We start from the raw sequence: 25,126 nt of genomic DNA on the forward strand, positions 1-25,126 counted from the left end.
AATAAATAAAAATTCTTAGGTAGTAATTAATGAACAACATAAAAGCAGCAAAAATTTTATTAGAAAACCGATTAACCAATCAAAAACTTGATCGTTTACCCGAAGACATTCGCCCTAGAAATAATGAACAATCGTTAGCTATACAAGCTAATATTGCTGAACTAAATAGCGAAAATGCACAGGTAGCAGGTTGGAAGTGTTTACTGCCTTTAGCTAATGGAAATATAGTCGTAGCGCCTATTTTTTCAAATACGGTTACCCGCTTAAATGAAGGTTCTGAAGTTTTTTTGGTGCCAGATAACGAGAAAGCGAGAATTGAACCTGAAATAACCTTTATATTAAATAAAGACATTCCAGCCTCCGCTACTCCTTACTTAGAAACTGAAATAGATGATGCTATTGGTCAAACGCATATAGCCTTAGAACTTATCCAAAATCGTTTTTCGGCAACTAGCGAAGCAAATTTTGATGAAAAGCTAGCAGACTGTTTATCAAACCAAGGTTTATTTATTGGGCCTGAAATAGATAAAAAACAAGCTTATGTTGCATCGACTATTGATATTGCTATTACTCAAAATGGCGTTAATTTGTCATACGAAGGAAAGCACCCAAATGAATTACCTGCTTTGCCTATTTATTGGATGATTAATTACATGACGCAACGTGGTGTTAGTTTTAAAGCAGGGCAAGCTATTATTACGGGTTCATATTGTGGTGTTGTTGATTTAGCTTTTAATCAAAAAACGACTATTGAGTATAAAGGGTTAGGTTCGTTTAACGTTGAATTTAAAGCGACTCGTTAATAAAAAGAGTGGTAACGGCTATAAATAGACGACATGCAAGTGTGTTATTAGATTAAATAATAACGAATAGTTAAGTTTTTAGAAAATATGACTGTAATTATTCTTATTAATGTTACGAATTTAAAAAGCTAAACTACACTTACATAAGTCTCTACTTGAACAGTAATGTAAATAATTGTTTAAGTGCTAAACTTTTTTAATAAAAATAAACTAAAATTAAGTAGAATTTGAATACATTGCTTGAATTTTATAATAAATTGACACGCTTAAAGTCTATAAGTATAAATGGTCAATCGCTTTTTTGTATAATGGAGTAACAATGATTAATTATGATGATAATCGCGATTTTTATCGCATGATGATAAACAGCCAAGTTACCGTAACTATTATTGATGATGAAGTTAATTCAACAATATTAGCTGTATGTCGAGATTTGAGTGCGACAGGGATGGCGATTGAAATGCCTCATCCATTAGAGTTAGGGACCGCGATAAGAGTACATGTAGATGCTGCAAATAATAGTATTTCAGCGTTAGATGTAAAAGGGAAAGTCGTTCGATCTAACCAAGAAAGTGATGAATGTTACTTGCTAGGTATCAATATATCTGAAATTGATTAAGTTAATTTTACTGCCTAGGAATTAACAAGCACAGCTACAATGAACAGCTGTGCTTTTTTTTGACTGTAGTATTACTCTACTTGGCAAACTAAACCTTTCAGATAGTAACCTTCAGGGTAGTTTGACGATACAGGGTGATCAGGTGCTTGATGCAAACGATCAACAATATAAGCATTTCTTCTAGCGTCTAATGCTGCATCAGCGACAATTTTTTGAAATAATCCCGCTTCCATTAAGCCTGAACATGAAAAGGTTAGTAAAATTCCACCAGGTTTTAATAATTGCATGGCGAGCATATTAATGTCTTTATAACCTCTGCAAGCTCCTGTTAGCTGCGCTTTAGATTCAACAAACTTTGGTGGATCTAGAATGATCATATCAAACGTGCGTTTTTCTTCTCTGTACTCACGTAATAATTTAAATACATCAGCTTTAACAAATTTTACATTATCACCAAGGTGATTAAGCTCAACATTTTCTTTTGCAATATCAAGAGCTGATTGAGAAACGTCAACGTTAATAACTTCTTTAGCGCCTTTTAAAGCGCAATGCAGTGCAAACGTTCCAGTATAAGAGAAACAGTTCAGTACTGATTTTCCTTCAGCATATTTACCTGCTGCCACTCTCGATTCACGTTGATCTAAATAAAATCCTGTTTTATGACCCGTAACAATATTAACTTTAATTTTTACGCCATATTCTTCAATAACACATTCAGTAGTGTCTTGTGGTTCAGTTAACCAACCCGTTACTGGGAGCAAACCTTCTTTTTTTCTTACATCAACATCTGAACGTTCATAAATATGGCAATCGGGATAAAGCTTTTTTAACGCTGAAACTAAAGTATAACGATGAAAATCAGCGCCAGCGCTAAGTAGCTGACAAACAAGAAAGTTATCGTATTTATCTATGGTTATTCCCGGTAAACTGTCAGATTCACCTGCAATTAGGCGATAGCCCGTTAAGCCACCTTTTTCAATAAACCAATCTCTGCGTGCTTGAGCACTTGATAGTTTTTTGAGAAAAAAAGCTTCGTCGATTTCTTCGTTTTCATCAAAGGTCCAAACACGTATACATATTTGTGATTCTGGGGAATATGCGCCTCTAGCCAGCCAATTATCCTTACTGTCGTATATATCAACAGTATCTCCTAATTGAGGATTACCTTTAATTTTATTGATGGCTCTTGAGAATACCCAAGGGTGTTTTCTCAACAAAGATTTTTCTCGGGAAACTTTTAAATAAATTCTGGCTGACATATGTCTATACTTAATATTAAAGAGGCGTGGATCATACCATATCAATTGGTATTAACCATCTTGGCGAGGTACTCATTATTATGATCTCGGCTACATACAAAGGAAAAAGAACATGAATGTAAGTTACATCGCACATTTAAGTGGCAAAGTACAAGGAGTTAGCTTTAGGTCGTTAAGCCAACAAATGGCAATTGATTATAGTTTAAGTGGTTATACGCATAATTTAGCTGACGGAAGTGTAGAAGTGCTCATTTGTGGAGAGCAGGTCAATGTAGACAAAATGTTGTTATGGTTAAAACAAGGGCCACCAGACGCTATTGTTAATAAAATGGACCAAAAACAAGTAGAGTGGAAAGAACATCATTTTTTTGCAATTAATTGAATATATAGGATTTTATATAATGTTTAGTCATTTATTGAGTTTTAAATGATTTATAATACCTTTAAAAGTTGACACTGTAGTCAGCTTTTTGCTTTACTATAGCAATAGTTTACGTAATGCTGGCATAACAATAGAGAATTCAACATGGCAAATGGCGCGCTTCAATTTCTGCTCAATGATGAAATAGTTACACTCGATCACTTTGATCCTAATTTAACGGTGCTTCAGTATTTAAGAAATATTGAAAACAAAACAGGCACTAAAGAAGGTTGCGCATCGGGCGATTGCGGTGCCTGTACAGTTGTTGTAGCTGAACTCTCTAATACGAGTACAGATTTAGCTTATAAATCGATAAATTCGTGTATAACATTTTTAGGTGCGATGCATGGTAAGCAACTTATAACCGTAGAGCATTTAAAACCTGCTAGCCAGCTTGATTCAAATGAAAAACTTCATAGCGTACAACAAAACATGGTTGATCATCATGCATCACAATGCGGCTTTTGTACGCCGGGTTTTGTTATGTCGTCGTTTGCGTTACACAAAAACAAGCAAAACCCTGATAGAGAAGAAGTGCTTGAAGCATTAGCTGGAAACTTATGTCGTTGTACAGGGTATCGCTCCATTATTGATGCCGCGATAGATCAAACCAACGATTGCGCTAATGATTCATTCGCACAAAATTATCAGCAAACGGTTGATAAACTTTCAGTATTAAACCAATTACCAGCGGTTCAAATTCAAAGTACAAACAAGAGCTATTTTGCACCTAAAAACAGCAAAGAATTATCTACTTATTTATTAGCACATCCTGATGCCATTTTGGTAGCTGGCGGAACAGATTTAGCTTTATCAGTTACTCAACATTTATCCTCTATTAACGAGCTTGTGTATTTAGGTGAAGTTGAAGAGCTAAATACAATCACTGTTGATGACGAATTTATACACATAGGCTCTGCTGTTCCTTATCATAAATTTACGCACTTACTTGAAAAAGAATATTCAGACTTAGGCGATATGATTGAGCGCATTGGCTCAATGCAAATACGTAATAACGGTACGTTAGGGGGGAATATTGGTAACGCGTCACCAATAGGTGATATGCCTCCTGCCTTAATTTCATTGGGCTGTACTATGGAGTTACAATGTGGAGATAAAACTCGCACCGTTTTAGTAGAAGACTACTTTGTTGATTACAAAAAAACGATACTAGCACCTTCAGAGTTTATTAAATCTATCAGCATCCCTAGAGCGAACAAGCCTAAAGCTGAAGTAGCTTTAAAAGTGTATAAAATATCTAAACGTATCGATGATGATATTTCTGCGGTACTTGCTTCATTTTATATCGAATTAAAAAACAACCAAGTTACTGCTATTCGCATAGCTTTTGGTGGTATGGCTGCTATTCCAAAACGTGCACTAGCGACTGAGCAAGTATTATTAAATAACGCGTTTACGAAAAAGAACATTGAACGCGCTCAGCAAGCATTAACGCAAGATTATCAACCAATGTCAGACGTAAGAGCGTCAGATGCTTACCGAATGCGTGTTGCACAAAACTTGTTAGAAAAATGCTTTATTGAACTTACACAAAGTTCGGCTTCTTCAACACCACATCAACTTATTGAAACGCGAGTTATTAATCATGCGTAATTTAACTAATGTACCAAAAGGTACCGATAAAAGCGTAGATGCTGCTACACAAGCTATAGAAATAGGTTTAGGTGGTGTAGGTAAACATAAAAAACATGAAAGTGCTGAAAAACATGTCAGTGGCGAAGCGCTTTATATTGACGACAAGCCAGAGTTACAAGGGCAGTTACACGCAGCAGTAGGGCAAAGTACTCATGCCCATGCAAACATAAAGTCACTTGATTTATCAGCCGTTAAAGCAGCTGAAGGCGTTATTGCCGTAATTACTGTGGAAGATGTACCGGGGCATACTGATATTGGCCCTGTATTTCCGGGTGATCCTGTTTTAGCGATAGGTAAGGTTGAATATGTTGGCCAACCTATTTTTGCTGTAGCGGCTACAAGCCATGATTTAGCCCGCAAAGCGGTTACCTTGGCAAAGATTGATTACGAACCACTTGAAGCCGTTTTAACGGTTAAACAAGCGTTAGAGCAGCAATCATTTGTTAGACCACCCTTTACAATGCAACGTGGCGAGTCCGATGCTGCAATTGAAAAAGCTAAACATCAACTTAGTGGCGAAATCACCATAGGTGGGCAAGAGCACTTCTACCTTGAAGGGCAAGTCTCATCAGCAGAGCCTACCGAAGATGGCGGAATGGTGGTTTATTCATCTTCTCAACATCCGAGCGAAGTGCAAAAACTAGTCGCTGAAGTGTTAGCCATTCCTTTAAATCTTGTCGTTGTAGATACTCGAAGAATGGGAGGTGGTTTTGGTGGTAAAGAAACTCAAGCGGCACCTTGGGCATGTTTGGCGGCACTTTTAGCGAATAAAACAAAACGTCCGGTTAAATTTAAATTAAGCCGAATGGACGACATGATCATGACGGGAAAACGTCATCCATTTGAAAATAATTACACCGTAGGATTTGATGATAAGGGTGTAATCGAAGGCATTAATATTACCGTAAATGGTAATTGTGGTTATTCGCCCGATTTATCAGACGCCATTGTCGACCGAGCTATGTTTCATTCTGATAATGCCTATTATTTGAATGAAGTAAAAGTAACGGGTAACCGCTGCAGGCTAAATACAGTCTCGCATACAGCATTTAGAGGTTTTGGTGGTCCACAAGGTGTTATGACCATTGAAATGGTCATGGACGATATCGCAAGACACTTAGGTAAAGACCCTTTAACGATAAGAAAAGCAAATTTATACGGGAAGAACGAGCGTAACATTACTCATTATTATCAAACCGTAGAACATAATAAATTACCTGAATTAATGGACAGCTTAGAACAAAGTTCTGACTACCAAGCACGTCGTAAAAGTATTAACGATTTTAATAAACAAAGTCCTATTTTGAAAAAAGGCATAGCTTTAACACCTGTTAAATTTGGTATTTCATTTACCGTTCAGCATCTAAATCAAGCAGGGGCTTTAGTTCATATTTATACCGATGGCACTATTCATTTAAACCATGGCGGTACCGAAATGGGCCAAGGCCTATTTACTAAAGTTGCTCAAATTGTGGCTGAAGAGTTTCAAGTGAATGTTGATACCGTAGGTGTGTCTGCCACTCGAACCGACAAAGTACCGAATACGTCTCCTACAGCAGCATCATCAGGAACCGACTTAAACGGTAAAGCGGCACAAGCGGCGGCAATTACGATTAAAAAGCGGTTAATTAATTTCGCTTGCGAACATTACTTTATTGATGAATCAGGTGTTGTTTTTGACAATAACCAAGTTATTTTAAGTATGAACGACAAAGTTATGCATACGTTTAGCTTTGCTGAATTTGTTCAACAAGCTTATATGAACAGAGTTTCTTTATCGGCAACCGGTTATTACAAAACACCTAAAATACACTTTGACCGTTCAACAGGTAAAGGTCGACCATTCTTTTATTATTCAACGGGCGCATCAGTTTCAGAAGTATTAATTGATACGCTAACTGGCGAATACAAAGTACTACGAGCCGATATTTTGCATGACGTTGGTCATTCATTAAACCCCGCAATTGATAGAGGCCAAATTGAAGGGGCTTTTATTCAAGGCATGGGTTGGTTAACTACCGAAGAATTGATGTGGAACGACCAAGGTCGATTACTTTCAAATAATCCGGCAACTTATAAAATTCCGGCAATTAGTGATACACCTGAAGACTTTAGAGTAAATTTAGTGCCTGACGATCCTAACCGAGAGCAAACTATTTATAACTCGAAAGCGGTAGGTGAGCCTCCATTTATGTTAGCTATTTCTGTGTGGTCAGCTTTAAAAGATGCCATTGCAAGTGTGGCTGATTACAAGTTAAGCCCTAAGCTAGATACACCAGCAACGCCTGAACGTGTGCTATGGGCGGTAGAGTCGATGAAAGCTCATAACAAAGCAGATAAAACGGCATAGGTGTGTGTTTGTCTAATGATTTTGGTGAAGGTTTAGGAAAGGTAAATATGTTGGGTGAATGTTCATGAATAAGCAAAATTGGAGTAGTGCAACCTACCAGCTTAACCAGCAAGGTAAAGCCTACGTAATGGTAACCTTAATAGGCATTACCGGATCTACACCGCGTGATAGCGGCACTAAAATGGTGATCACTCATGATGAGTTTTTCGACACCATAGGTGGAGGTCATCTCGAATTCAAAGCGACAAAGTTTGCCCATAAGTTATTAAAAAAAGGTGTGAATGCTCAACATATTGAACACTTTCAATTAGGTAGCCAACTAGGGCAATGTTGTGGTGGTACAGCAACCGTTTTATTCGAATGTTTTGCAGCTACAGGTATTAACATTATGTTATTTGGAGCCGGACATGTAGGCCAAGCACTTATGCCTATATTGTCAGCTTTACCGTGCCAAATTACGTGGGTAGACAGCAGAGCAGAACAATTTCCAGCGAATGCCGAAACCCTTAATAATACCTGCGTTATTGTAAGTGAAACACCAGAAGACGAAGTAGCAAATATGCCCGCGAATAGTTATTTTATCGTTATGACACATAATCACCAAATGGACTTTGATATCTCTCAAGCCATTTTGAAGCGTGGCGATTTTGCTTACCTTGGTTTAATTGCGTCTGACACTAAATGGCGTCGATTTAAACAAAGATACAAACACAGAGATATTGATGAAGCGTTAGTTGAACGTATGCATTGTCCAATCGGTTTACCTGACGTTACCGGTAAATTACCTATGGAAGTTGCGGTATCGGTTGCGGGGCAAATTATCAGTTGTTACCAAACGAACGAGCATCAAAAGATAGCTCCAGAGAAAGGAAGCCAGCAAGGTGTTCCTTTAAAAACGATTAAACAATTAGTTAGCGATATAAATTAGGATCAAGTTATGCACTTTGCGTTACAAAGTAAAAAAGTGATTGTTCAGGGGCAAATGAAGCCTGCATGTATTGAAATTAAAAATGAATTAGTGGTTGCTATTCATAACTATGATCATCCTTTAGATTGCCAAGTGATTGATCACGGTGAACTGGTTATTTTACCAGGATTAGTCGATTCACATGTGCATATTAACGAACCTGGTCGAACAGAGTGGGAAGGCTTTAACACCGCAACTCAAGCCGCTGCTGCAGGTGGAATAACCGCCTTAGTAGATATGCCATTAAACTGCATACCGGTAACAACCACTAAAGCGGCATTTGAAGAAAAGCTAGATGCGGTACACGACAAACTTTGGGTTGATTGTGGCTTTTGGGGCGGTGTTATTCCCGATAACATTGATCAACTTGACGATTTATTAAATGCTGGCGTATTAGGTGTTAAATCTTTTTTAATTGATTCAGGTGTTGAAGAGTTTCCTAACGTACAAGCTGACGACATTCGCAAAGCACTGCCTATTTTAGCTAAACATAATGTGCCTTATCTTATTCATGCAGAGCTAGATTGTGGTTCGCATCCAGATCCTATTATCGGTGATAAATACAATAGCTTTTTAGCGTCTCGCCCTAAAAAATGGGAAAACGATGCGGTTGCTTTAATGGTTGATTTAGCGAAAGAAGCTAAGCAAAACGGCCACGACTGTAAGGTGCATATTGTGCATTTGTCGTCTGATGAAGCCCTTGAAAGCATCAGCGAAGCTAAGCAAGCAGGATTACGCTTTACGGCTGAAACATGCCCGCATTATTTAACCATAGCGTCTGAAAATATTCCTGATGGCAAAACGCTATTCAAATGTTGTCCGCCTATTCGAGAAAACACCAACCGTGAATCGTTATGGACGGCGGTAAAAGATGGTCGTATTAGCTTTATTGTGTCGGATCATTCACCTTGTACACCTCAATTAAAGCATATTGATACAGGCGATATTGAAAAAGCATGGGGAGGTATTTCAGCCTTACAGTTTGGTTTACCTCTTATATGGACCGAAGCCAAAAACAGAGGCTTTAGTTTAGTGGACATCGCTCGTTTAATGTCGCACGAAACTGCTAAATTTGCTGGTCTTGATCATTACAAAGGTCAAATTAAAGTTGGTTACCATGCTGACTTTGCCATATTTGACGAATCAAAAATTTTCACTATTACCAATGAGATGATCAAACATAAACATAAAATAACGCCTTACGTGGGTAGAGAAGTTACCGGTGAAATTAAACAAACGTATGTGCGTGGGCAACTTGTTTATAGCGACGACAGTTTTGTAAATACACCTAAAGGGCAGGTACTACTGAAGCAAAAGTAGATACGGTTAAAGCATTTAATATAAAAGCATATTAAAAAATAGATAAACAACAAATTCAGCCATGAATTGGAGCAAATAATGATCGAGAACACACAACAACAAAATAAACTAACAGGCGAGAGTGCCGAGTTAGCTTTAAAACTTAAAACACACTATGTAGATTTAGCAAGCGAACGTGTTGGCGGTGAAACATTGTCGTGTAGTGACGATTTTTTTGCTGAAATGGAAAATCTACTTAAATCAGGTCGTGGCATCTTTATTGATGACAAATATACCGAGCGTGGTAAGTGGATGGATGGCTGGGAGTCGCGCCGTAGTTATGGTCGAGACAATGGGCGTGAATTTGACTGGTGTATTATCCGTTTAGGTATTCGTGGTGTTATCAAAGGTTTTGATATTGACACAAACTACTTTAGAGGTAATGCACCACAAACCGTTTCAGTTGAGGCGTGTGTAAGTGAAGTACAACCTAATGATGATACCGTTTGGCACACAATTTTAGCTGAAAGTGCGGTAGAGCCACATAGCCAAAACTTATTTGAATTAACGCAAGCATCGGCTGGTGAGTTACTTGAAAAGTCATGGACTCATGTGCGATTAAATATGTTTCCTGATGGTGGCATAGCTCGTTTTCGTGTTTACGGGGAAGCTGATGTGAGCTGGGATGATTTTGTTGCAGGTGAACTTGTTGATTTAGCTTATATTAAAAATGGCGGTAAAGCCTTACTCGTAAGCGACATGTTTTTTAGCGATAAAAATAATCTGATTATGCCTGGTCGTGGTAAAGACATGGGCGATGGTTGGGAAACTAAACGTCGTCGCGATCCAGGGCCAGATTGGTCCATTGTAAAATTAGGCCAGTCGGGTACGGTAGAAAAAGTGATTATTGATACCTGTCATTTTAAAGGCAATTATCCAGATAGCTTTAAGCTAGAAGGTACTATTACGATGGATGATGACTTTACGCAAAACAATGCGCGCTGGGAACCTATTATTGAGCAAACTAAACTGTACGCACATCGCGAGCACTTGTTTATCAATGAAATAATTAAACCTTCAAACATATATACCCATGTACGTTTAAGTATTTACCCCGACGGTGGTATTTCACGTATGCGCGTATTTGGTAAAGGTTCTGAACTTGGAGCGGATCTAAATACTTTAGATGAAGCATTAGGTGGTGAATTAGGTACAAACCATGAGTAACTCTTTAGCAATTGATACACTAAACGCCTTACCTGAAAATGATGCAATACATGCGTTTATGCAGTGTTGCACATCGTCAAAATGGGTAGAACGAATGCTGAATTCTTTACCTGTTGCAGATAAAGACCAGCTGGTAAACCTTGCGAACGAACATTGGAAAAATTTAACCGAAAACGATTATTTAGAAGCCTTTGAAGGTCACCCTAAAATTGGTGATGTTAATTCACTTCGAGCTAAATATGCTAATACCAAAGCCTTAGCCAGTGGTGAACAGAGCGCTGTTGATAATGCGACTGAAACAGTATTAACCCAGCTCGCGAAAGGTAATGATGATTATCAGCATAAATTTGGTTTTATTTTTATTGTTTGTGCAACAGGAAAGTCAGCTGAAGAAATGCTGACGCTATTGCAACAGCGTTTACCCAATAATAGGCAAACAGAGCTGGAAAATGCGGCAGAAGAACAACGTAAAATATTTCAAATACGAATAGACAAAATGTTAGATCACCTTAAGGAAGGTAATAATGACTAGTACAAATTCAAACCCAGTGAGTCAAGGTGTTAGCCAAATAACCACGCATGTATTAGACACTTCTCGAGGTTTACCAGCTAAAGGTCTTCCTATTACTTTGTTTCAGCAGGATAAAGACTCTGTATGGCATTCATTAGCGAATGGAGTAACCAATGATGATGGGCGTATTGCAGGGCTATTAGATCCTACACTCGTATTGCCTGCGGGTTTATATCGTATGCATTTTGATACTAAAGCTTACTTTGATTCGATAGATGAAAAAGGCTTTTATCCGTATGTCGATATTGTCTTTGAATTAGACGCAAGCGGTGATCATTACCACATTCCATTACTGCTCACAGCGTACGGCTATTCAACTTACCGAGGCAGTTAATCAATGACCACCGATGTAATTTCAGTAAAACCTAAACCATTAACTAAACAAAGCTTTTTACCTTTTGGTGATGTGATAGAAGTTGATGAGTCAAATCAGCATTTTACGATAAACGATGGTTTTACAGAGCGTTATCACGATTTAGCTAACATTGATGTAGAAACCAATAACGGCAGAACACTTGTTAATATATTCAGAGCAACACCATTACCTCAGCCTATTACAATCAATATGATGGAAAGGCATCCATTATCAAGCCAAGCTTTTATGCCATTAAGTCAACAACCTTATTTGGTTGTTGTTGCTCCTGCTGGCGATTTTAATATTGATGAATTACAAGTATTTTTGGCAACAGCTAATCAAGGTGTTAATTATCACAAAGGTACTTGGCATCATTACTGTTTGGCATTAAACGAAGTGTCAGACTTTTTAGTTGTAGATCGTGGTGGTGTAGGAGATAACTGTGATGTTATTTCACTAGATCCAATAAAAAATGATGCCGTTAAGCATTCGTTAGTTATTTCTTTAGAAAAGAACAATTAAGGTAAAACCATGTTAAAAGTTTATCGAGGTGAGTTATTACATTTCTTAGCCGATCCCTCTAAAGTTAAGTTAGAAGACAGCTACGAATATTTTCCAGACGCCTTACTCATCATTAAAAATGGCTTGGTTGATACCGTAGGGCATGCTCATGATTTATTATCTACATTGCCTTTCGGTACTGAAATTATTCACTATACCGATGGTTTAATGATGCCGGGGTTTATTGATACTCATGTTCATTACCCACAAACAGAAATGATCGCCTCTTACGGTGAGCAGTTATTAGAGTGGCTTGAAAACTACACCTTTCCCGCTGAACGACAATTTAGTGATGAAGCACATGGTAAAAAAGTTGCTGAGTTTTTTCTTTCTCAGATGCTTGATGCAGGAACAACTACTGCTTTAGTTTTTGGCACTGTACACAAAGCTTCTGTTGATGCCTTTTTTAGTATTGCAGAACAAAAAAACCTTCGTATGATTTGTGGCAAAGTCTTGATGGATCGTAATTGCCCAGATTATTTGTCTGATACCGCAGAGAGTGGTTACACTGATAGTAAAGCTTTAATTGAAAAATGGCATAACAGAGGTCGGCTTCAATACGCAATAACTCCACGGTTTGCACCTACGTGTTCAACAGAACAATTGAATGAAGCAGGGCGTTTACTTAATGAATATCCTAGCGTTTATTTACATACACATTTATCTGAAAACAAAAATGAAATTGAATGGGTAAAGTCATTATTCCCAGACAGTGAAAACTACCTAGACGTTTACGATAAAAGTAACTTACTTGGCAGGCGCAGCGTTTTTGCACACGGTGTACATTTACATGACGATGAATGTCAGCGTTTATCTGATACCGAATCAGCTATCGCATTTTGTCCAAGCTCAAACTTATTTTTAGGTAGTGGTTTATTCAATTTAAAACAAGCTGAAGAATTTAACGTTAACGTGGGGTTAGGTTCAGACATTGGCGCAGGCACAACTTTTTCTATGTTAAGCACCTTAAACGAAGGTTACAAAACGCAGCAACTACGTGGCGATAAACTTAGCCCGTATAAATCGTTTTATCTCGCTACCTTAGGAGGTGCAATCGCATTAGATTTAGAAGGCACCATAGGTAACTTTGTAAAAGGTGCAGAAGCCGACTTTATTGTAATAGACACAAAAGCTACACCATTAATGGAAAGACGAATGCAGCATTGTAAAACACTAACAGAAGAATTGTTTATTTTAAGTATGTTAGGCGACGAACGTCACGTAATAGCAACACACATAATGGGTGAACGAGTATGTTAATTTTTACACCACATGTTTTACTCTATTTAAGAGGAAATGGTTAATGGATCCTTATATTACTGAATGGCTGAATTTAATTATTCGTTTCGCCCATTTAATTACAGGGATAGCGTGGATAGGCGCGTCTTTTTATTTTGTATGGTTAGATAATCACTTACAAAATCCACCCGAGTGGAAAAAAGAAAAAGGTATCTCTGGTGATTTATGGGCCATTCATGGTGGTGGCTTTTACGAAGTGGCTAAATACAAATTAGCGCCTGAACAAATGCCAACAACATTACATTGGTTTAAATGGGAAGCCTACACTACATGGTTAACGGGATTTTTATTACTTTCATTAATGTTTTACGTAGGTGCCGATTCATACCTTATTGATAAAAATGTGGCTGATATTAACCAAACCCAAGCAATATTATTAGGTTTAGGCTCTATCGTTATAGGCGTAGGTAGTTACGAAATATTAGTAAGAACAAAGCTTAAAGATCACAGCTTAATATTAGGCGCTATTCTTATTGTTTTAGCTACCGCTTTATCTTATGGATTAACGCAAATATTTAGTGCTAGAGGCGCTTACATGCATATGGGCGCGATTATCGGCACTATTATGGCGGGTAATGTGTTTTTTGGTATTATGCCTTCACAACGTGCTTTGGTTAAAGCGGTTGAAGAGGGTAGAAAACCTGACGCTAAATATGGGCTAAACGCCAAGTTACGTTCAACACATAATACATACGTTACGTTACCCATATTATTTATTATGATTTCTAATCATTACCCTATGACCTACAACCATAGCGCTAATTGGTTGGTACTTATGGCTATTGTGTTAATTACAGCAGCAATAAGACAATACTTTGTATTAAGACATTTTGGTAAACAAAAACCAATGATTTTTGTGGGCGCTATTGTGGCTGTTATTGCCTTAGCTTACGCGATTGCACCTAAAAAAATGGAATTTACAGAAGAACAAAAAAGTACTCAAATATCAGATGCGACGATTACTCAAATAATTGAAAAACGTTGTTCTAGCTGTCATTCCGCATCACCCACAGATGATATTTTTAAAGTAGCTCAAGCTGGCGTCAGTTTAGATAACATTACAGCTATAAAACAGTGGTTGCCTCGTATTAAAGCGAGAGTGATAGACAGTAAAGACATGCCGTTTATGAATAAAACTCAGATGACAGATGAAGAAAGACAACAACTTGCTTTATGGATTGAGCAAAGCCAATTAATAACACAGTAGAAGTTGTAACGCGTTGGTTTTAATTACATATATTAAATTAAAATCAACGCAATATGTGATATGGAATCGCTTATGTTGTATATTAATTTTTCAATAATGAAAATTATAAATATAAACGTAAAATAGAAAGGGGAGTTAAGTGACAGATAAAAAAGCAGTTGATGGAAGTATAAGAAAAAAGAATAAAGCCATTATTTTAAATGCCGCTAAAAATGAATTTGTTGAACATGGTTTTCAAGGCGCATCTATTAAGCGTATTGCTGAAAGAGCAAATATTCCAAGAGCAAATATACATTACTATTTTGAAGACAAAACTGATATTTATAGCCAATTACTCGATAGTATTCTTGATATTTGGAACACTCATTACGATACATTAAATGCTCAAGATGATCCTAAAACCGCGTTAACTGCTTATATTCGCTCTAAGGTTATGTATTCGAAAGAAGACCCTGATGCATCTAAAATATTTGCTAGCGAAATTATTCATGGTGCACCCGTTTTAAATACCTACCTTTCAGGCGTGTTTAAAGCATGGGTTCAAGAAAAAGTAGAAGTTATTGAGTCGTGGATCACGAGTAAACAAATAGACCCGATAAACCCATATCATCTACTGTTTCTTATTTGGGGAGCTACACAGCATTATGCTGATTTTAATGTGCAAGTTGCTGCTGCCATGGATAAAACTGAAATATCGTCTCAAGATTTTGACGAGGTTGTTGATTCATTAACTGCAATTATTTTAAAAGGCGTTGGTATAAGCGCTTAATATACCTTTGATACACCAGATGTTTTTGCTAAAATTTGTTTTTAAATATAATGTTAGCGCGATAAAATACGTTAGTGCAGATTAATAGCGCTAAACACATCGGTAAATATTAGGTAAATTATAAAAATGGCAAAGCCTAAAAGAGCAAGGATCCAAGACGTCGCAGAAAGAGCTGGCGTATCAAACATGACAGTATCTAGGGTTCTAAATGAAGACTCTAAAGTCAGTGATGCTAAAAAAGCATTAGTACTTGATGCTGTTAAGGCTTTAAATTATCGCCCTAATGTTTCAGCAAGACGATTGGCCAGTAACAAATCATTTTTCTTAGGGTTACTTTATCTTGATACGCGTAATGCCTATGTCAGTAAATTTTTATTCCAAGCCTTAAAAAGTAGTAGAGCTAAAGGTTATCATATTGTAGCTGATGGTATTGATGACAGCATTGAAACAGCACTTCACTCTATTCAAGAACTTATCGACGTAACTCAGGTAGACGGCGTAATACTTTTACCGCCCGTGTGTGATATGCCAGAAGTGTTGAATTTACTACAAGCATCTAAAGTTCCTTTTGTACGTATCGCGCCAGACAGTCAACTTACCTTGTCGCCTTATATTTGTATTGACGACTATCAAGCGGCTTTTAATATAACTGAATTATTAATTAAAAAAGGCCATACAAAAATTGGTCATATTATTGGAAATGCACCAGAAGGGGTAAGTCGTTTACGTTATCAAGGCTATTTAGATGCGTTGCGATCAAATCAAATTAACGTACCACCAGAATATATTGAACAAGGTGATTTCAGTTACGACTCAGGCGTTATTGCTGCCAGAAAAATGCTGGCGTTAGAAGATAAACCTACAGCAATATTTACCAGTAACGATGAAATGGCAGCTGCCGCTATTTCTGTGGCGCATATTAATGGTATTGCAGTACCTGAAGAACTTTCTATTGTAGGTTTTGATGATACGCCATTAGCGACAACAATTTCTCCTCACTTAACTACTATCAGACAACCTATCCAAGAAATGGCAGAACTTGCTATTACCATTTTAACGTCGGGTAAGTTTTCAGATTTATCTAAAGCTAATAGCCACGATTTTAGAAATGTTTTAGGTTTTGATGTGATTGAAAGAAACTCTGTTACACAATTATAATAGGGCGTGTTGACTTTCTCTGTGGTTAAAATGTTTTAGTCTTTTATAAGTAACCGTCAGCTAATTACGCGAATTATCCTAATTAAAAGATCAACCACAGAGTACACAGAGGGGCTTCGCCCTACACCGAGAAAAGATTAGTAAAGAAAAGGGTTTGACTTTCTCCGTGTTCTTCTCTGTGGTTAAAATGTTTTAGTCTTTTATAAGTAACCGTCAGCTAATTACGCGAATTATCCTAATTAAAAGATCAACCACAGAGTACACAGAGGGGCTTCGCCCTACACCGAGAAAAGATTAGTAAAGAAAAGGGTTTGACTTTCTCCGTGTTCTTCTCTGTGGTTAAAATGTTTTAGTCTTTTATAACTAACTGTCAGCTAATTACGCGAATTACCCTAATTAAAAGACCAACCACAGAGTACACAGAGGGGCTTCGCCCTACACCGAGAAGACTTCTTCTTATTTTTAATCATTCGTGAAATTAGCGTAATTCGTTGATGACGTCTTTTAAAACACAAGATCAACCACAGAGTACACAGAGAGGCTTCGCCCTACACAGAGGATTTTAAATCATTACTTCTTATGTTTTGACCTTCTCCGTGTTCTTCTCTGTGGTTAAAATGTTTTAGTCTTTTATAAGTAACTGTCAGCTAATTACGCGAATTACCCTAATTAAAAGATCAACCACAGAGAACACCGAGGGACTACGTCCTGCACCGAGAAGACTTTTTCTTGTTTTTAATCATTCGTGAAATTAGCGTAATTCGTTGATAACGTCTTTTAAAACAAAAGATTAACCACAGAGAGCATAGAGGGACTAGGTTCTAAACCAAGGAACGATTAATAAAGAAAAGGTTTTATTGTTTTGATCTTCTCCGTGTGTGCGAAGCACAGCTCTGTGTCCTCGGTGGTAAATTTTCTTAGAAAACCTTGTCAGCTAATTACGCGAATTACCCTAATTAAAAGACCAACCAGAGAGAGCACGAGGGGCTACATCCTTCTCCGAGAAAAGATTAAGTACATAATTTCTCGGTGCTCTCATTGGTAAATTTTTTAAACTAAGCTTTCACCAAGGCGTAAACAATTTTAAAGCTTAACGGTGTTTCAGGTCCGGTTAACTCAAAAGGGAAATGTGGCTTGTTTGGGCTATCTGGAAAGAACTGAGGTTCTAAACATATGCCTTGAAATGAGTTGAAAGGCGCTTCTAAATAACGCCCAGTATACACTTGAACACCCGGTAAATTGGATGAAACGTGTAATGCTAATGCATTATCAGGGCTGGTTAAAACACCTTGTTTATTTAACGCGTTTTCTGCGTGGGATTGGTATCCGTGATCATCAATAATAAAGTTATGATCTAAATCGTCTAGGCCTACACCTAAATTTAACGCTCGTGTTTCTCTAAAATCAAAGGCTGTGCCTTCAACTGAAGCAATCTCACCTGTCGGTACATTTACCTCATCAGTAGGTGTGTAGTTCGATGCATTAACTTGCAATGAATGGGCTTGAGCCGATTGTTCAGCACCCATCAAATTAAAGTATGGATGTGATGTTGGTCCAATAGCCGTTAGTTGCTCACTCGTCATTTTACCTGAGATAACTAAAGCACCATCATTGGTTAATTCATAGTTAATTTCAGCATTAATAGGGCCAGGGTAGCCATTAAAACCATCATTTAAATAACACGTAAGTGTCAATACCTGATCACTTCTACTGGTCACTTGCCAAAATAATTCACCAAAAGCTTTAGAACCACCATGTAATTGGTTTTTACCTTCGTTAGCCGCAAGACAATACTTAGTATTGTTTGCAGTAAAAGATGCACCGCCAATTCTATTGGCATAAGGCCCAACAATGGCACCTAAAAAAGCATTATCGTCGAGGTATTTTGTAGGATCAGAAAACCCAAGAACAATATTACGAGTTTCACCTTTTACAATGGTGTTCCATTGGGTAATTCTGGCGCCATAATTACAAAGAATTATCTCGTCACCTTGAGTATTTGATAACTTAAATGTTTCTACGGTATTTGTTGTCATGCGTTTTCTAACCTATTCCTTAGATGATTTATAAAAATCTAATAAACCATAAGTAGAACTATCTAAATTATCACTTAATTTATCTGCTGATAATTCAGCTAATACTTTGTTAGCAAGCCCTTTACCTAATTCAACACCCCATTGGTCGAACGAACAAATTTGCAATAAAATACCTTGTACAAATATTTTGTGTTCGTATAACGCAATTAAACTTCCTAATGTTTTTGGTGTTAATTTTTGCATTAAAATAGTGTTAGAAGGGCGATTACCTTTATGTACTTTATGTGGAGCTACTTTGTCTATTTCTTCTGCCGACATGCCTTTAGCTGTTAGCTCTTCACGTACTTGCTCTTCAGTAACACCCTGCATTAAAGCTTGAGTTTGAGCAAAAAAGTTAGACATTAAAATATCGTGATGATTGTTTACCGGAATTAAACTTTCCACTGAACCAATAAAATCAGCAGGAACGATTGTATTACCTTGATGTAAATATTGGTAAAAAGCATGCTGTCCGTTTATACCTATTTCGCCCCAAATAGCAGGTACGGTAGTATATGTGATTTCTTCGCCTTCCCACGAAACTGACTTACCGTTACTTTCCATTTCGGCTTGTTGTAAATAAGCAGGTAAACGATGTAATGATTGGTCGTAAGGTAGAATAACCTGAGATTGCGAGCCTAAGAATGTGGTATTCCATAAACTTAACATAGCCATAATCACAGGAGCATTTTGTTCTAATGGCGTATTACAAAAGTGATAATCAAGATCGTACGCACCCTCAAGCAATTCAACAAAGTTATCGAAACCTAAATCAATCGCAATAGGTAAGCCTATTGTTGACCATAAAGAGAAGCGACCGCCAACCCAATCCCACATATCAAATATGTTTTCTTCGTTAATACCAAAGGCTGTTGCTTTTTCTTTGTTTGAAGATACAGCAACAAAATGTTGTGCAATAACACTTTTATCAAACGCAGCAGCAACTAACCATTCCATTGCGGTTGTTGCATTGGTCATAGTTTCTGACGTTGTAAAGGTTTTACTTGAAACAATAAAAAGTGTGGTTTCTGGATTTAATGGGCGTAATACATTGGCAATTTGAGTACCATCTACGTTTGATACGTAATGCATTTGAATGTCTTTAGAACCGTATTCCTTTAAGCCTTCAGTTACCATTTCAGGCCCTAGATTAGAACCACCAACACCAATACTTACAACGTCAGTAATACACTCGCCAGAATAACCTAACCATTCGCCATAACGCACTTTATCGCTAAAAGCTTTAACATGGTTTAACGCTTTTTGAACATCTTCGTTTACATTTTTACCATCTACTAATATAGGTGTATTGCAGCGGTTACGTAATGCGGTATGTAAAACTGCTCTGTTTTCAGTTTTGTTAATACGTTCACCAGAAAACATTTTATTGCGCCATTCTTCAATATCACATGCCTTAACTAAATCTAGAAGTAGGCTAAACGTTTCATCAGACATTAAATTTTTAGAGTAATCAAATAAAAACGCTGGTGTTTTTATTGAATACTTAGAGAAACGTTCACTGTCGTTAGCAAATAAATCAACCATATGTTGTTGTTTCATTTCTTCTGCGTGCGAGATGAGTTTTTGCCAGCTTGGGAGTGATGTTCTTGAAGTCATATTGAGTTCCTGTTATTGCAACTAATGCTAATATATTTCAATAATTTAAAGAGTTAACATATGAAAACTTAAGTGTGTTTTAATCATTGAAATAAAATTAGAGAAGTAAGCCTATTAAACGTGTTTACAGTGATAATATTTATTTTGTTTATGTTTTAAACTAGGTTAACGTTTAAAACATAAACAAAATAAAACCTATTACGCAAAGCGTAATAGGTTAGATGTGTAGTTACTTAATTAAATCAGCAACTAGGTCTTCTAAAATGCGTTGATCAACAGCAAATTTACGAATACCTTCAGATAATTTTTCAGACGCCATAGCATCTTCGTTATGTTGCCAAGCAAATGTTGCTTCAGTTAATGGAACAATCTCGCTTTGCGACTTAACTTCAATACCGTCAGTAGAAAGTTTAGTTTCTAAAGTACCTTCAGTATTTTGTAACTCCGTTAATAAAGCAGGAGAAATAGTTAACAAGTCACAACCTGCTAATTCAATAATTTCTCCGGTGTTTCTGAAACTTGCGCCCATTACTACTGTGTTATAACCGTAAGTTTTATAATAGTTATAAATACCTGTAACAGAAATAACGCCTGGATCTGCAGCGCCAACAAAGTCTTTACCTTCGTTTGCTTTGTACCAATCTAAAATACGACCAACAAACGGAGAAATTAACGTTACGTTAGCTTCAGCACAAGCAATAGCTTGAGCTTTACTGAATAATAAAGTTAAGTTACAAGAAATACCTTCTTTCTCTAATTGTTCAGCCGCTTTAATACCTTGCCATGTAGACGCTAATTTGATTAAAACGCGTTCTTTAGCAATACCTGCTTCTGCATATAAAGCAATTAACTTACGGCCTTTTTCAATACTTGCTTGTGTATCGAACGACAAGCGAGCGTCTACTTCACTAGAAATACGACCTGGGATTATTTTTAAAATTTCACAACCAAAATTAACAATTAATTGATCACAAACATCATCAATATTGCTACCAGCTTTAGCAATAGCGCTATCAATAAGGTGCTTATATTGTGGTAATTTTGCTGCTTGTAAAATTAATGAAGGGTTAGTTGTCGCATCAACTGGGTTTAATGCTTTAATTGAATCAACATCGCCACTGTCTGCAACAACGGTAGTTACTTTCTTTAATTGCTCTAATAAATTCATGGGAACTCTATCTTATTTGATTATTCTGAATGCATTACTTTGTAATTCATCAGTAATACCAATTGAATTAATAAATTCATTATTTCAGTTATAAACTGGTGAATTTATTCTTTCAATTGGTATAGTTAAGGCATAGCTGATTAGAGCTATAACCCGCGAAAATAATGAACATATATTATTGCTAATATTTTATGTATAGCAAAGACTTATTTGAACTATTTAACAATGTTTTTTTATATCAAATTTAAAAGAGCAAAGTCGTAGAAATAATGGACTATTCCTGCGTGTTTTTACTGTTTTAAATAATGTATGAACTATAACATCACACTCATTTTTATACTTTGTATAAATTATAAACTAATGGTTGATGGGTTTGTTTTTGTTTCAATAAAATCACCTATTGATAGGGGGGAATTACTTGTATTCATCAAAGGGGTAAAATATTATTCATGTGATTTTCGTCAATATTCAAATCTCTCTCATTAAAGGATCTTAAGTGCATCAATACCTCAATAACAATGAATTAAAAGAGCCTAGCTTTCTTGAAACTAAACTTCCCGTTTTATTTTTAATTTTAAATCTTTTTGTTTTTCAAATTATATTTCATATATCAACCGCAACATTAACGTCAGTAGCAGCTAAGCAAAACTTACTATCGTTTGAAGGATTAACCGAATTTACTGTCGACATGTGGTTTGTTGTTATTTTGTTTTCTATTGGGCTGTTTAGTTACGCTAAAATAAAAAAGCAGAGTGAATTACTACTAGTGATTTTTATTACCATGCCTAGCATTATTGTAGTGCTGTCGTTGTTACGTAACGTATCGTCAATTATTGTGGTGGCATTAGTCGTTGTTATATCTTTTCTTATTTGCCGTTTTAATTATCAAAAGCTTTCAGCTAAATATTTAGAAGATGCCGCAAACGCTAACCAAGGCCCATATTAATTGTTATGAAACAGTTTTTGTATTTAATGATATGTATTGTCGCTTTGGGGTTGGGAAGTTTGTTTGTACTGAAAAAACCAGACGGACAACCTTGGTTAAATCTATCTGATTTTTATAACCATCAAAGTGTTACACAAAAAGTAACAGGCTTTAAAGATACCGTGGTCGATAAAACGAATTCGTTACTAAATCAAAGTAGTAACTCATTAAGCCGTGGCGAAGATCCTACTATTTATAAATGGCAAGACGAGCAGGGCATTTGGCATTACTCAGACAAAAAAATTGAGAATGCTAAAGCTTGGACAAAACCAGAAAACTTAACCATTATTCCAGCCATTAAACCATTAGATAAAGCCGAAATAAAAAGTGTAAAAACTGACAGTAAAATTGAAAAAACAAGCTCAGCACCTTCACAATCGAATAAAATAAAAGACTTAATTAATGACACTAATAATGTTCAAAATATTATGGATAACAGAACAAAAAATATTGATAAGCAACTGAAGCAAATGCAATGAGTGACCTATTAAAAAAAGTATTAATTGGTCTTATCGCACTTTATATTATCAGTTATATAGCTGCCTCGTTGTTTAACGCGTTTTACCTATCAGAAACAGAGTTAGCTATTCAACAAACATCCTTGTATTTAGAGCAAGCTAAAAAGAATCAAGAGGCTTATTTAGAGGCTAAATATCAGCAAAAAGAAAACATATTAAATCGCCAGTTAGAGATGGAGCGTAATATGAATGCTCAACTTCGAAGTGGTTATAAGCAAGCCGGATATAAAACTAATGAGCAGTGGCAACAAGAAAGAATAAGACAAGAAGCCTACAAAAAAGCACAACAAGAAAAAAGAAAGAAAAAGGTCGAAGCTGATAAAATTAAGCAAGAACAAATAAACGAAAAAAACAGAATAAGAAGAGAAAATGAACGTGCTGATAGAGAGCACATCAGAAAAGAAAATCTTAAAACCTGTAAATTTTGGACTCAAGCGTATAAAGAAAATCCGACTATCAAAAATAAAAATTTAAGACAAACTTCTTGTGATCGTGTTTATGGTCGCTGATTTTAAATACGCTCATTACCGTCATGACAAAGTCGTTATACCAAGCTGATCTATTTATTACTTAAATTGGTATTGTGTTTATTTACCTTATGATTGATGCATTAAGCTAAACATTATACCGTTTGTTCTATTTCGCTTAGTTACACATTTTAGTAAACTAATCAAAAACTTCATTTAAATATACTACTACAGGAATCGCCTTATTGTTTTTTCAACAAATATTCAGTGATTGTAAAACACAAGTCTTTTTATTTTTTATTTACATATTTACCGCTCAGCTAGGAGACAAGTCTTGAGAAAATTTCTTTTTTACATATCACAAGATTATAGTTTTGCTATTTTAAGACCTTTGCAAGAACTACTCTTCGCAAGAGGAGATGAAGTCAATTGGTTTTTTGAAGGTAACAATGTCACTAAAAGTTTTCTTACGCCCGACGAGCGTTTAATCGATACAGTTGCAGAGGTATTTAATTACCAACCTGATGTTGTAATTGCTACAGCAAATAGTATCCCAAGTTTTTTACCCGGCTTAAAAGTTTGTGTTTTTCATGGTTTTGATGCCGGAAAAGTTGATAAAAGAGGTGTCAACGATCATTTCAAAGTTAGAGGGTGCTTTGATCTTTATTGTACGCAAGGACCTAACACAACAAGTCAATTTAAAGCATTACAAAAACAGTATGGTTATTTTAATGTGGTTGAAACAGGATGGTCGACTTTTGATAAATTATTCGATCCATCTCAAGAAATAAAAAAGAACAAGCAGCCGACTATTTTTCTAGGATCTACATTTAGTAAACGCCTTACACAAGCTAAGTATATATTTCCGCAAGTTAAAGCGCTATCTGAAACTATGGATTGGAAATGGATTGTTTCACTACACCCCAAGTCTGATCCAAGTGTTATTGAGTTATATAGGTCAATTGAAAATAAAAATCTCAGTTATCAAGCAACCGATGATCTTATTCCTATATTGCAAGAAGCCGATATTATGATAGGAGATACTTCTTCTTCTCTTACAATGTTTATTATCCAAAACAAACCGGCTGTAACAGTTAAAAATATTGATGCTAAACCCTATTTACTTAATATTACTGACGCTAAAGATTTAAAATCAGCAATAGAAAAAGCGTTAACTTATCCTGCTGAATTAATGCAGGAAATACTGAGTTATAATGAAGAAACGCACCCCTATACTGATGGTAAATCATCAGATAGAGTTATTAAAGCAATAGATGATGTGCTTGATAATAAATATCCTTTATATAAATCCAAGCCTCTAAATTTTCTTAAAAATTTAAAATTTAGAAAACGTTTAAATTATTGGTCTTGGTAAAAGATAGACTAAATCTATGGCTGCTTAGAAACAAGAATGTTTTATGTTAAGTGAAGAGCCATTCATTTTAATTTAATTTAGTTTTGGAAAATATAACATGCCAATAATTGTTGCAGGTAAGCTTATTATAAAACCTGAATTACGAGACGAATTTATTACAAAATCTCAAGAGTCGATTCAATTGGCAAGAAGTAATACTGCTTGTGAAGATTTTTCTGTATCACCAGACGCTATTGATTCAAATCGAGTTAATATTTTTGAAAAATGGCAATCTTATACTGCTCTTAAAGCATTTCGAGATTCAGGACCAGATAGCGACTTGTTCTCACTTGTAGAATCATTTGAAGTAAAAGAATACGAAGTAAATAGTGAATAACTAATAGATATATTTTCCAAGGAT

24 protein-coding genes are annotated in these 25,126 nt (G+C 36.2%); 20 read left to right on the forward strand and 4 right to left on the reverse strand.

Features of this window, described 5'->3' with window-relative positions:
* The first annotated feature begins 29 nt into the window (after positions 1 to 29).
* Both AC0L5Q_RS01700 and AC0L5Q_RS01705 read left to right on the forward strand, forming a co-directional pair.
* Entirely contained in the window at positions 30 to 803 is a 774-nt protein-coding gene (locus tag AC0L5Q_RS01700) for a hydratase (protein WP_473613991.1), read from the forward strand.
* Positions 804 to 1,122: 319 nt separating this feature from the next.
* A complete protein-coding gene (locus AC0L5Q_RS01705; protein WP_473613992.1) occupies positions 1,123 to 1,422 on the forward strand; it encodes a PilZ domain-containing protein in 300 nt (99 codons plus the stop codon).
* Positions 1,423 to 1,493: 71 nt separating this feature from the next.
* Here the strand turns inward: AC0L5Q_RS01705 and AC0L5Q_RS01710 are convergent, their stop codons facing one another.
* Positions 1,494 to 2,681 carry a class I SAM-dependent methyltransferase gene (locus AC0L5Q_RS01710; RefSeq protein WP_473613993.1) on the reverse strand — a complete coding sequence of 396 codons (1,188 nt, stop codon included), beginning with the start codon at positions 2,679 to 2,681 and terminating at the stop codon, positions 1,494 to 1,496.
* 112 nt (positions 2,682 to 2,793) lie between these two features.
* Here AC0L5Q_RS01710 and AC0L5Q_RS01715 point away from each other — a divergent pair, with 112 nt between their 5' ends.
* The 13 genes from AC0L5Q_RS01715 (at position 2,794) to AC0L5Q_RS01775 (ending at position 16,521) form a co-directional block, all read left to right on the forward strand.
* Positions 2,794 to 3,063, forward strand: a complete 270-nt coding sequence (locus AC0L5Q_RS01715; protein ID WP_473613994.1) for an acylphosphatase — start codon at positions 2,794 to 2,796, stop codon at positions 3,061 to 3,063.
* A gap of 144 nt (positions 3,064 to 3,207) precedes the next feature.
* Positions 3,208 to 4,716 (forward strand): xanthine dehydrogenase small subunit, encoded by a 1,509-nt coding sequence (gene xdhA, locus AC0L5Q_RS01720; RefSeq protein ID WP_473613995.1) that lies wholly within the window; start codon positions 3,208 to 3,210, stop codon positions 4,714 to 4,716.
* Positions 4,709 to 7,108 (forward strand): xanthine dehydrogenase molybdopterin binding subunit, encoded by a 2,400-nt coding sequence (gene xdhB, locus AC0L5Q_RS01725; RefSeq protein ID WP_473613996.1) that lies wholly within the window; start codon positions 4,709 to 4,711, stop codon positions 7,106 to 7,108. The genes xdhA and xdhB overlap by 8 nt, the downstream gene beginning before the upstream one ends.
* Positions 7,109 to 7,172: 64 nt before the next feature.
* Positions 7,173 to 8,036, forward strand: a complete 864-nt coding sequence (gene xdhC / locus AC0L5Q_RS01730) for a xanthine dehydrogenase accessory protein XdhC (RefSeq protein WP_473613997.1) — start codon at positions 7,173 to 7,175, stop codon at positions 8,034 to 8,036.
* Between the two features lie 9 nt (positions 8,037 to 8,045).
* Complete coding sequence (allB, locus tag AC0L5Q_RS01735) at positions 8,046 to 9,395, forward strand: allantoinase AllB (RefSeq protein ID WP_473613998.1); 1,350 nt, start codon at positions 8,046 to 8,048, stop codon at positions 9,393 to 9,395.
* Positions 9,396 to 9,473: 78 nt separating this feature from the next.
* On the forward strand, positions 9,474 to 10,601 hold the full coding sequence (gene alc / locus AC0L5Q_RS01740; RefSeq protein ID WP_473613999.1) for an allantoicase: 1,128 nt from the start codon (positions 9,474 to 9,476) through the stop codon (positions 10,599 to 10,601).
* Entirely contained in the window at positions 10,594 to 11,133 is a 540-nt protein-coding gene (uraD, locus tag AC0L5Q_RS01745; RefSeq protein WP_473614000.1) for a 2-oxo-4-hydroxy-4-carboxy-5-ureidoimidazoline decarboxylase, read from the forward strand. Before alc ends, uraD begins: the two co-directional genes overlap by 8 nt.
* Positions 11,126 to 11,506, forward strand: coding sequence for a hydroxyisourate hydrolase (gene uraH / locus AC0L5Q_RS01750; RefSeq protein ID WP_473614001.1), 381 nt, complete (start codon positions 11,126 to 11,128; stop codon positions 11,504 to 11,506). Before uraD ends, uraH begins: the two co-directional genes overlap by 8 nt.
* A 3-nt stretch (positions 11,507 to 11,509) precedes the next feature.
* Positions 11,510 to 12,049: an ureidoglycolate lyase gene (locus AC0L5Q_RS01755; protein ID WP_473614002.1), complete on the forward strand. Its 540-nt coding sequence runs from the start codon at positions 11,510 to 11,512 to the stop codon at positions 12,047 to 12,049.
* Positions 12,050 to 12,058: 9 nt separating this feature from the next.
* Entirely contained in the window at positions 12,059 to 13,348 is a 1,290-nt protein-coding gene (gene guaD / locus AC0L5Q_RS01760) for a guanine deaminase (RefSeq protein WP_077341902.1), read from the forward strand.
* Between the two features lie 43 nt (positions 13,349 to 13,391).
* Entirely contained in the window at positions 13,392 to 14,594 is a 1,203-nt protein-coding gene (locus AC0L5Q_RS01765) for a urate hydroxylase PuuD (RefSeq protein WP_473614003.1), read from the forward strand.
* 139 nt (positions 14,595 to 14,733) lie between these two features.
* On the forward strand, positions 14,734 to 15,363 hold the full coding sequence (locus AC0L5Q_RS01770) for a TetR family transcriptional regulator C-terminal domain-containing protein (protein WP_473614004.1): 630 nt from the start codon (positions 14,734 to 14,736) through the stop codon (positions 15,361 to 15,363).
* A gap of 126 nt (positions 15,364 to 15,489) precedes the next feature.
* Positions 15,490 to 16,521 carry a LacI family DNA-binding transcriptional regulator gene (locus AC0L5Q_RS01775; RefSeq protein WP_473614005.1) on the forward strand — a complete coding sequence of 344 codons (1,032 nt, stop codon included), beginning with the start codon at positions 15,490 to 15,492 and terminating at the stop codon, positions 16,519 to 16,521.
* 1,055 nt (positions 16,522 to 17,576) lie between these two features.
* Here the strand turns inward: AC0L5Q_RS01775 and AC0L5Q_RS01780 are convergent.
* The 3 genes from AC0L5Q_RS01780 to tal form a co-directional block, all read right to left on the reverse strand.
* Positions 17,577 to 18,557: an aldose epimerase family protein gene (locus tag AC0L5Q_RS01780; protein WP_473614006.1), complete on the reverse strand. Its 981-nt coding sequence runs from the start codon at positions 18,555 to 18,557 to the stop codon at positions 17,577 to 17,579.
* Between the two features lie 12 nt (positions 18,558 to 18,569).
* Positions 18,570 to 20,213, reverse strand: a complete 1,644-nt coding sequence (pgi, locus tag AC0L5Q_RS01785) for a glucose-6-phosphate isomerase (RefSeq protein WP_473614007.1) — start codon at positions 20,211 to 20,213, stop codon at positions 18,570 to 18,572.
* A gap of 229 nt (positions 20,214 to 20,442) precedes the next feature.
* Positions 20,443 to 21,381: a transaldolase gene (gene tal, locus AC0L5Q_RS01790; RefSeq protein ID WP_473614008.1), complete on the reverse strand. Its 939-nt coding sequence runs from the start codon at positions 21,379 to 21,381 to the stop codon at positions 20,443 to 20,445.
* Positions 21,382 to 21,877: 496 nt separating this feature from the next.
* Here tal and AC0L5Q_RS01795 point away from each other — a divergent pair, with 496 nt between their 5' ends.
* From AC0L5Q_RS01795 to AC0L5Q_RS01815, 5 genes are all read left to right on the forward strand, one after another.
* Positions 21,878 to 22,327 (forward strand): hypothetical protein, encoded by a 450-nt coding sequence (locus AC0L5Q_RS01795; protein ID WP_473614009.1) that lies wholly within the window; start codon positions 21,878 to 21,880, stop codon positions 22,325 to 22,327.
* Between the two features lie 59 nt (positions 22,328 to 22,386).
* On the forward strand, positions 22,387 to 22,845 hold the full coding sequence (locus AC0L5Q_RS01800; protein WP_473614010.1) for a hypothetical protein: 459 nt from the start codon (positions 22,387 to 22,389) through the stop codon (positions 22,843 to 22,845).
* A complete protein-coding gene (locus AC0L5Q_RS01805) occupies positions 22,842 to 23,393 on the forward strand; it encodes a hypothetical protein (RefSeq protein ID WP_473614011.1) in 552 nt (183 codons plus the stop codon). The genes AC0L5Q_RS01800 and AC0L5Q_RS01805 overlap by 4 nt, the downstream gene beginning before the upstream one ends.
* 292 nt (positions 23,394 to 23,685) lie before the next feature.
* On the forward strand, positions 23,686 to 24,726 hold the full coding sequence (locus AC0L5Q_RS01810) for a CDP-glycerol--glycerophosphate glycerophosphotransferase (protein ID WP_473614012.1): 1,041 nt from the start codon (positions 23,686 to 23,688) through the stop codon (positions 24,724 to 24,726).
* Between the two features lie 97 nt (positions 24,727 to 24,823).
* Positions 24,824 to 25,102, forward strand: a complete 279-nt coding sequence (locus AC0L5Q_RS01815) for a putative quinol monooxygenase (RefSeq protein WP_473614013.1) — start codon at positions 24,824 to 24,826, stop codon at positions 25,100 to 25,102.
* Positions 25,103 to 25,126: the final 24 nt, after the last annotated feature.

Source organism: Pseudocolwellia sp. G5-9 (assembly GCF_055808995.1).

What these genes read in the sequence shown, in the direction of transcription:
- AC0L5Q_RS01700 (WP_473613991.1), top strand. Translation starts at nt 30, where the DNA reads ATGAACAACATAAAAGCAGCAAAAATTTTATTAGAAAACCGATTAACC.
- AC0L5Q_RS01705 (WP_473613992.1), top strand. Translation starts at nt 1,123, where the DNA reads ATGATTAATTATGATGATAATCGCGATTTTTATCGCATGATGATAAAC.
- AC0L5Q_RS01710 (WP_473613993.1), bottom strand. Translation starts at nt 2,681, where the DNA reads ATGTCAGCCAGAATTTATTTAAAAGTTTCCCGAGAAAAATCTTTGTTG.
- AC0L5Q_RS01715 (WP_473613994.1), top strand. Translation starts at nt 2,794, where the DNA reads ATGAATGTAAGTTACATCGCACATTTAAGTGGCAAAGTACAAGGAGTT.
- xdhA (WP_473613995.1), top strand. Translation starts at nt 3,208, where the DNA reads ATGGCAAATGGCGCGCTTCAATTTCTGCTCAATGATGAAATAGTTACA.
- xdhB (WP_473613996.1), top strand. Translation starts at nt 4,709, where the DNA reads ATGCGTAATTTAACTAATGTACCAAAAGGTACCGATAAAAGCGTAGAT.
- xdhC (WP_473613997.1), top strand. Translation starts at nt 7,173, where the DNA reads ATGAATAAGCAAAATTGGAGTAGTGCAACCTACCAGCTTAACCAGCAA.
- allB (WP_473613998.1), top strand. Translation starts at nt 8,046, where the DNA reads ATGCACTTTGCGTTACAAAGTAAAAAAGTGATTGTTCAGGGGCAAATG.
- alc (WP_473613999.1), top strand. Translation starts at nt 9,474, where the DNA reads ATGATCGAGAACACACAACAACAAAATAAACTAACAGGCGAGAGTGCC.
- uraD (WP_473614000.1), top strand. Translation starts at nt 10,594, where the DNA reads ATGAGTAACTCTTTAGCAATTGATACACTAAACGCCTTACCTGAAAAT.
- uraH (WP_473614001.1), top strand. Translation starts at nt 11,126, where the DNA reads ATGACTAGTACAAATTCAAACCCAGTGAGTCAAGGTGTTAGCCAAATA.
- AC0L5Q_RS01755 (WP_473614002.1), top strand. Translation starts at nt 11,510, where the DNA reads ATGACCACCGATGTAATTTCAGTAAAACCTAAACCATTAACTAAACAA.
- guaD (WP_077341902.1), top strand. Translation starts at nt 12,059, where the DNA reads ATGTTAAAAGTTTATCGAGGTGAGTTATTACATTTCTTAGCCGATCCC.
- AC0L5Q_RS01765 (WP_473614003.1), top strand. Translation starts at nt 13,392, where the DNA reads ATGGATCCTTATATTACTGAATGGCTGAATTTAATTATTCGTTTCGCC.
- AC0L5Q_RS01775 (WP_473614005.1), top strand. Translation starts at nt 15,490, where the DNA reads ATGGCAAAGCCTAAAAGAGCAAGGATCCAAGACGTCGCAGAAAGAGCT.
- AC0L5Q_RS01780 (WP_473614006.1), bottom strand. Translation starts at nt 18,557, where the DNA reads ATGACAACAAATACCGTAGAAACATTTAAGTTATCAAATACTCAAGGT.
- pgi (WP_473614007.1), bottom strand. Translation starts at nt 20,213, where the DNA reads ATGACTTCAAGAACATCACTCCCAAGCTGGCAAAAACTCATCTCGCAC.
- tal (WP_473614008.1), bottom strand. Translation starts at nt 21,381, where the DNA reads ATGAATTTATTAGAGCAATTAAAGAAAGTAACTACCGTTGTTGCAGAC.
- AC0L5Q_RS01805 (WP_473614011.1), top strand. Translation starts at nt 22,842, where the DNA reads ATGAGTGACCTATTAAAAAAAGTATTAATTGGTCTTATCGCACTTTAT.
- AC0L5Q_RS01815 (WP_473614013.1), top strand. Translation starts at nt 24,824, where the DNA reads ATGCCAATAATTGTTGCAGGTAAGCTTATTATAAAACCTGAATTACGA.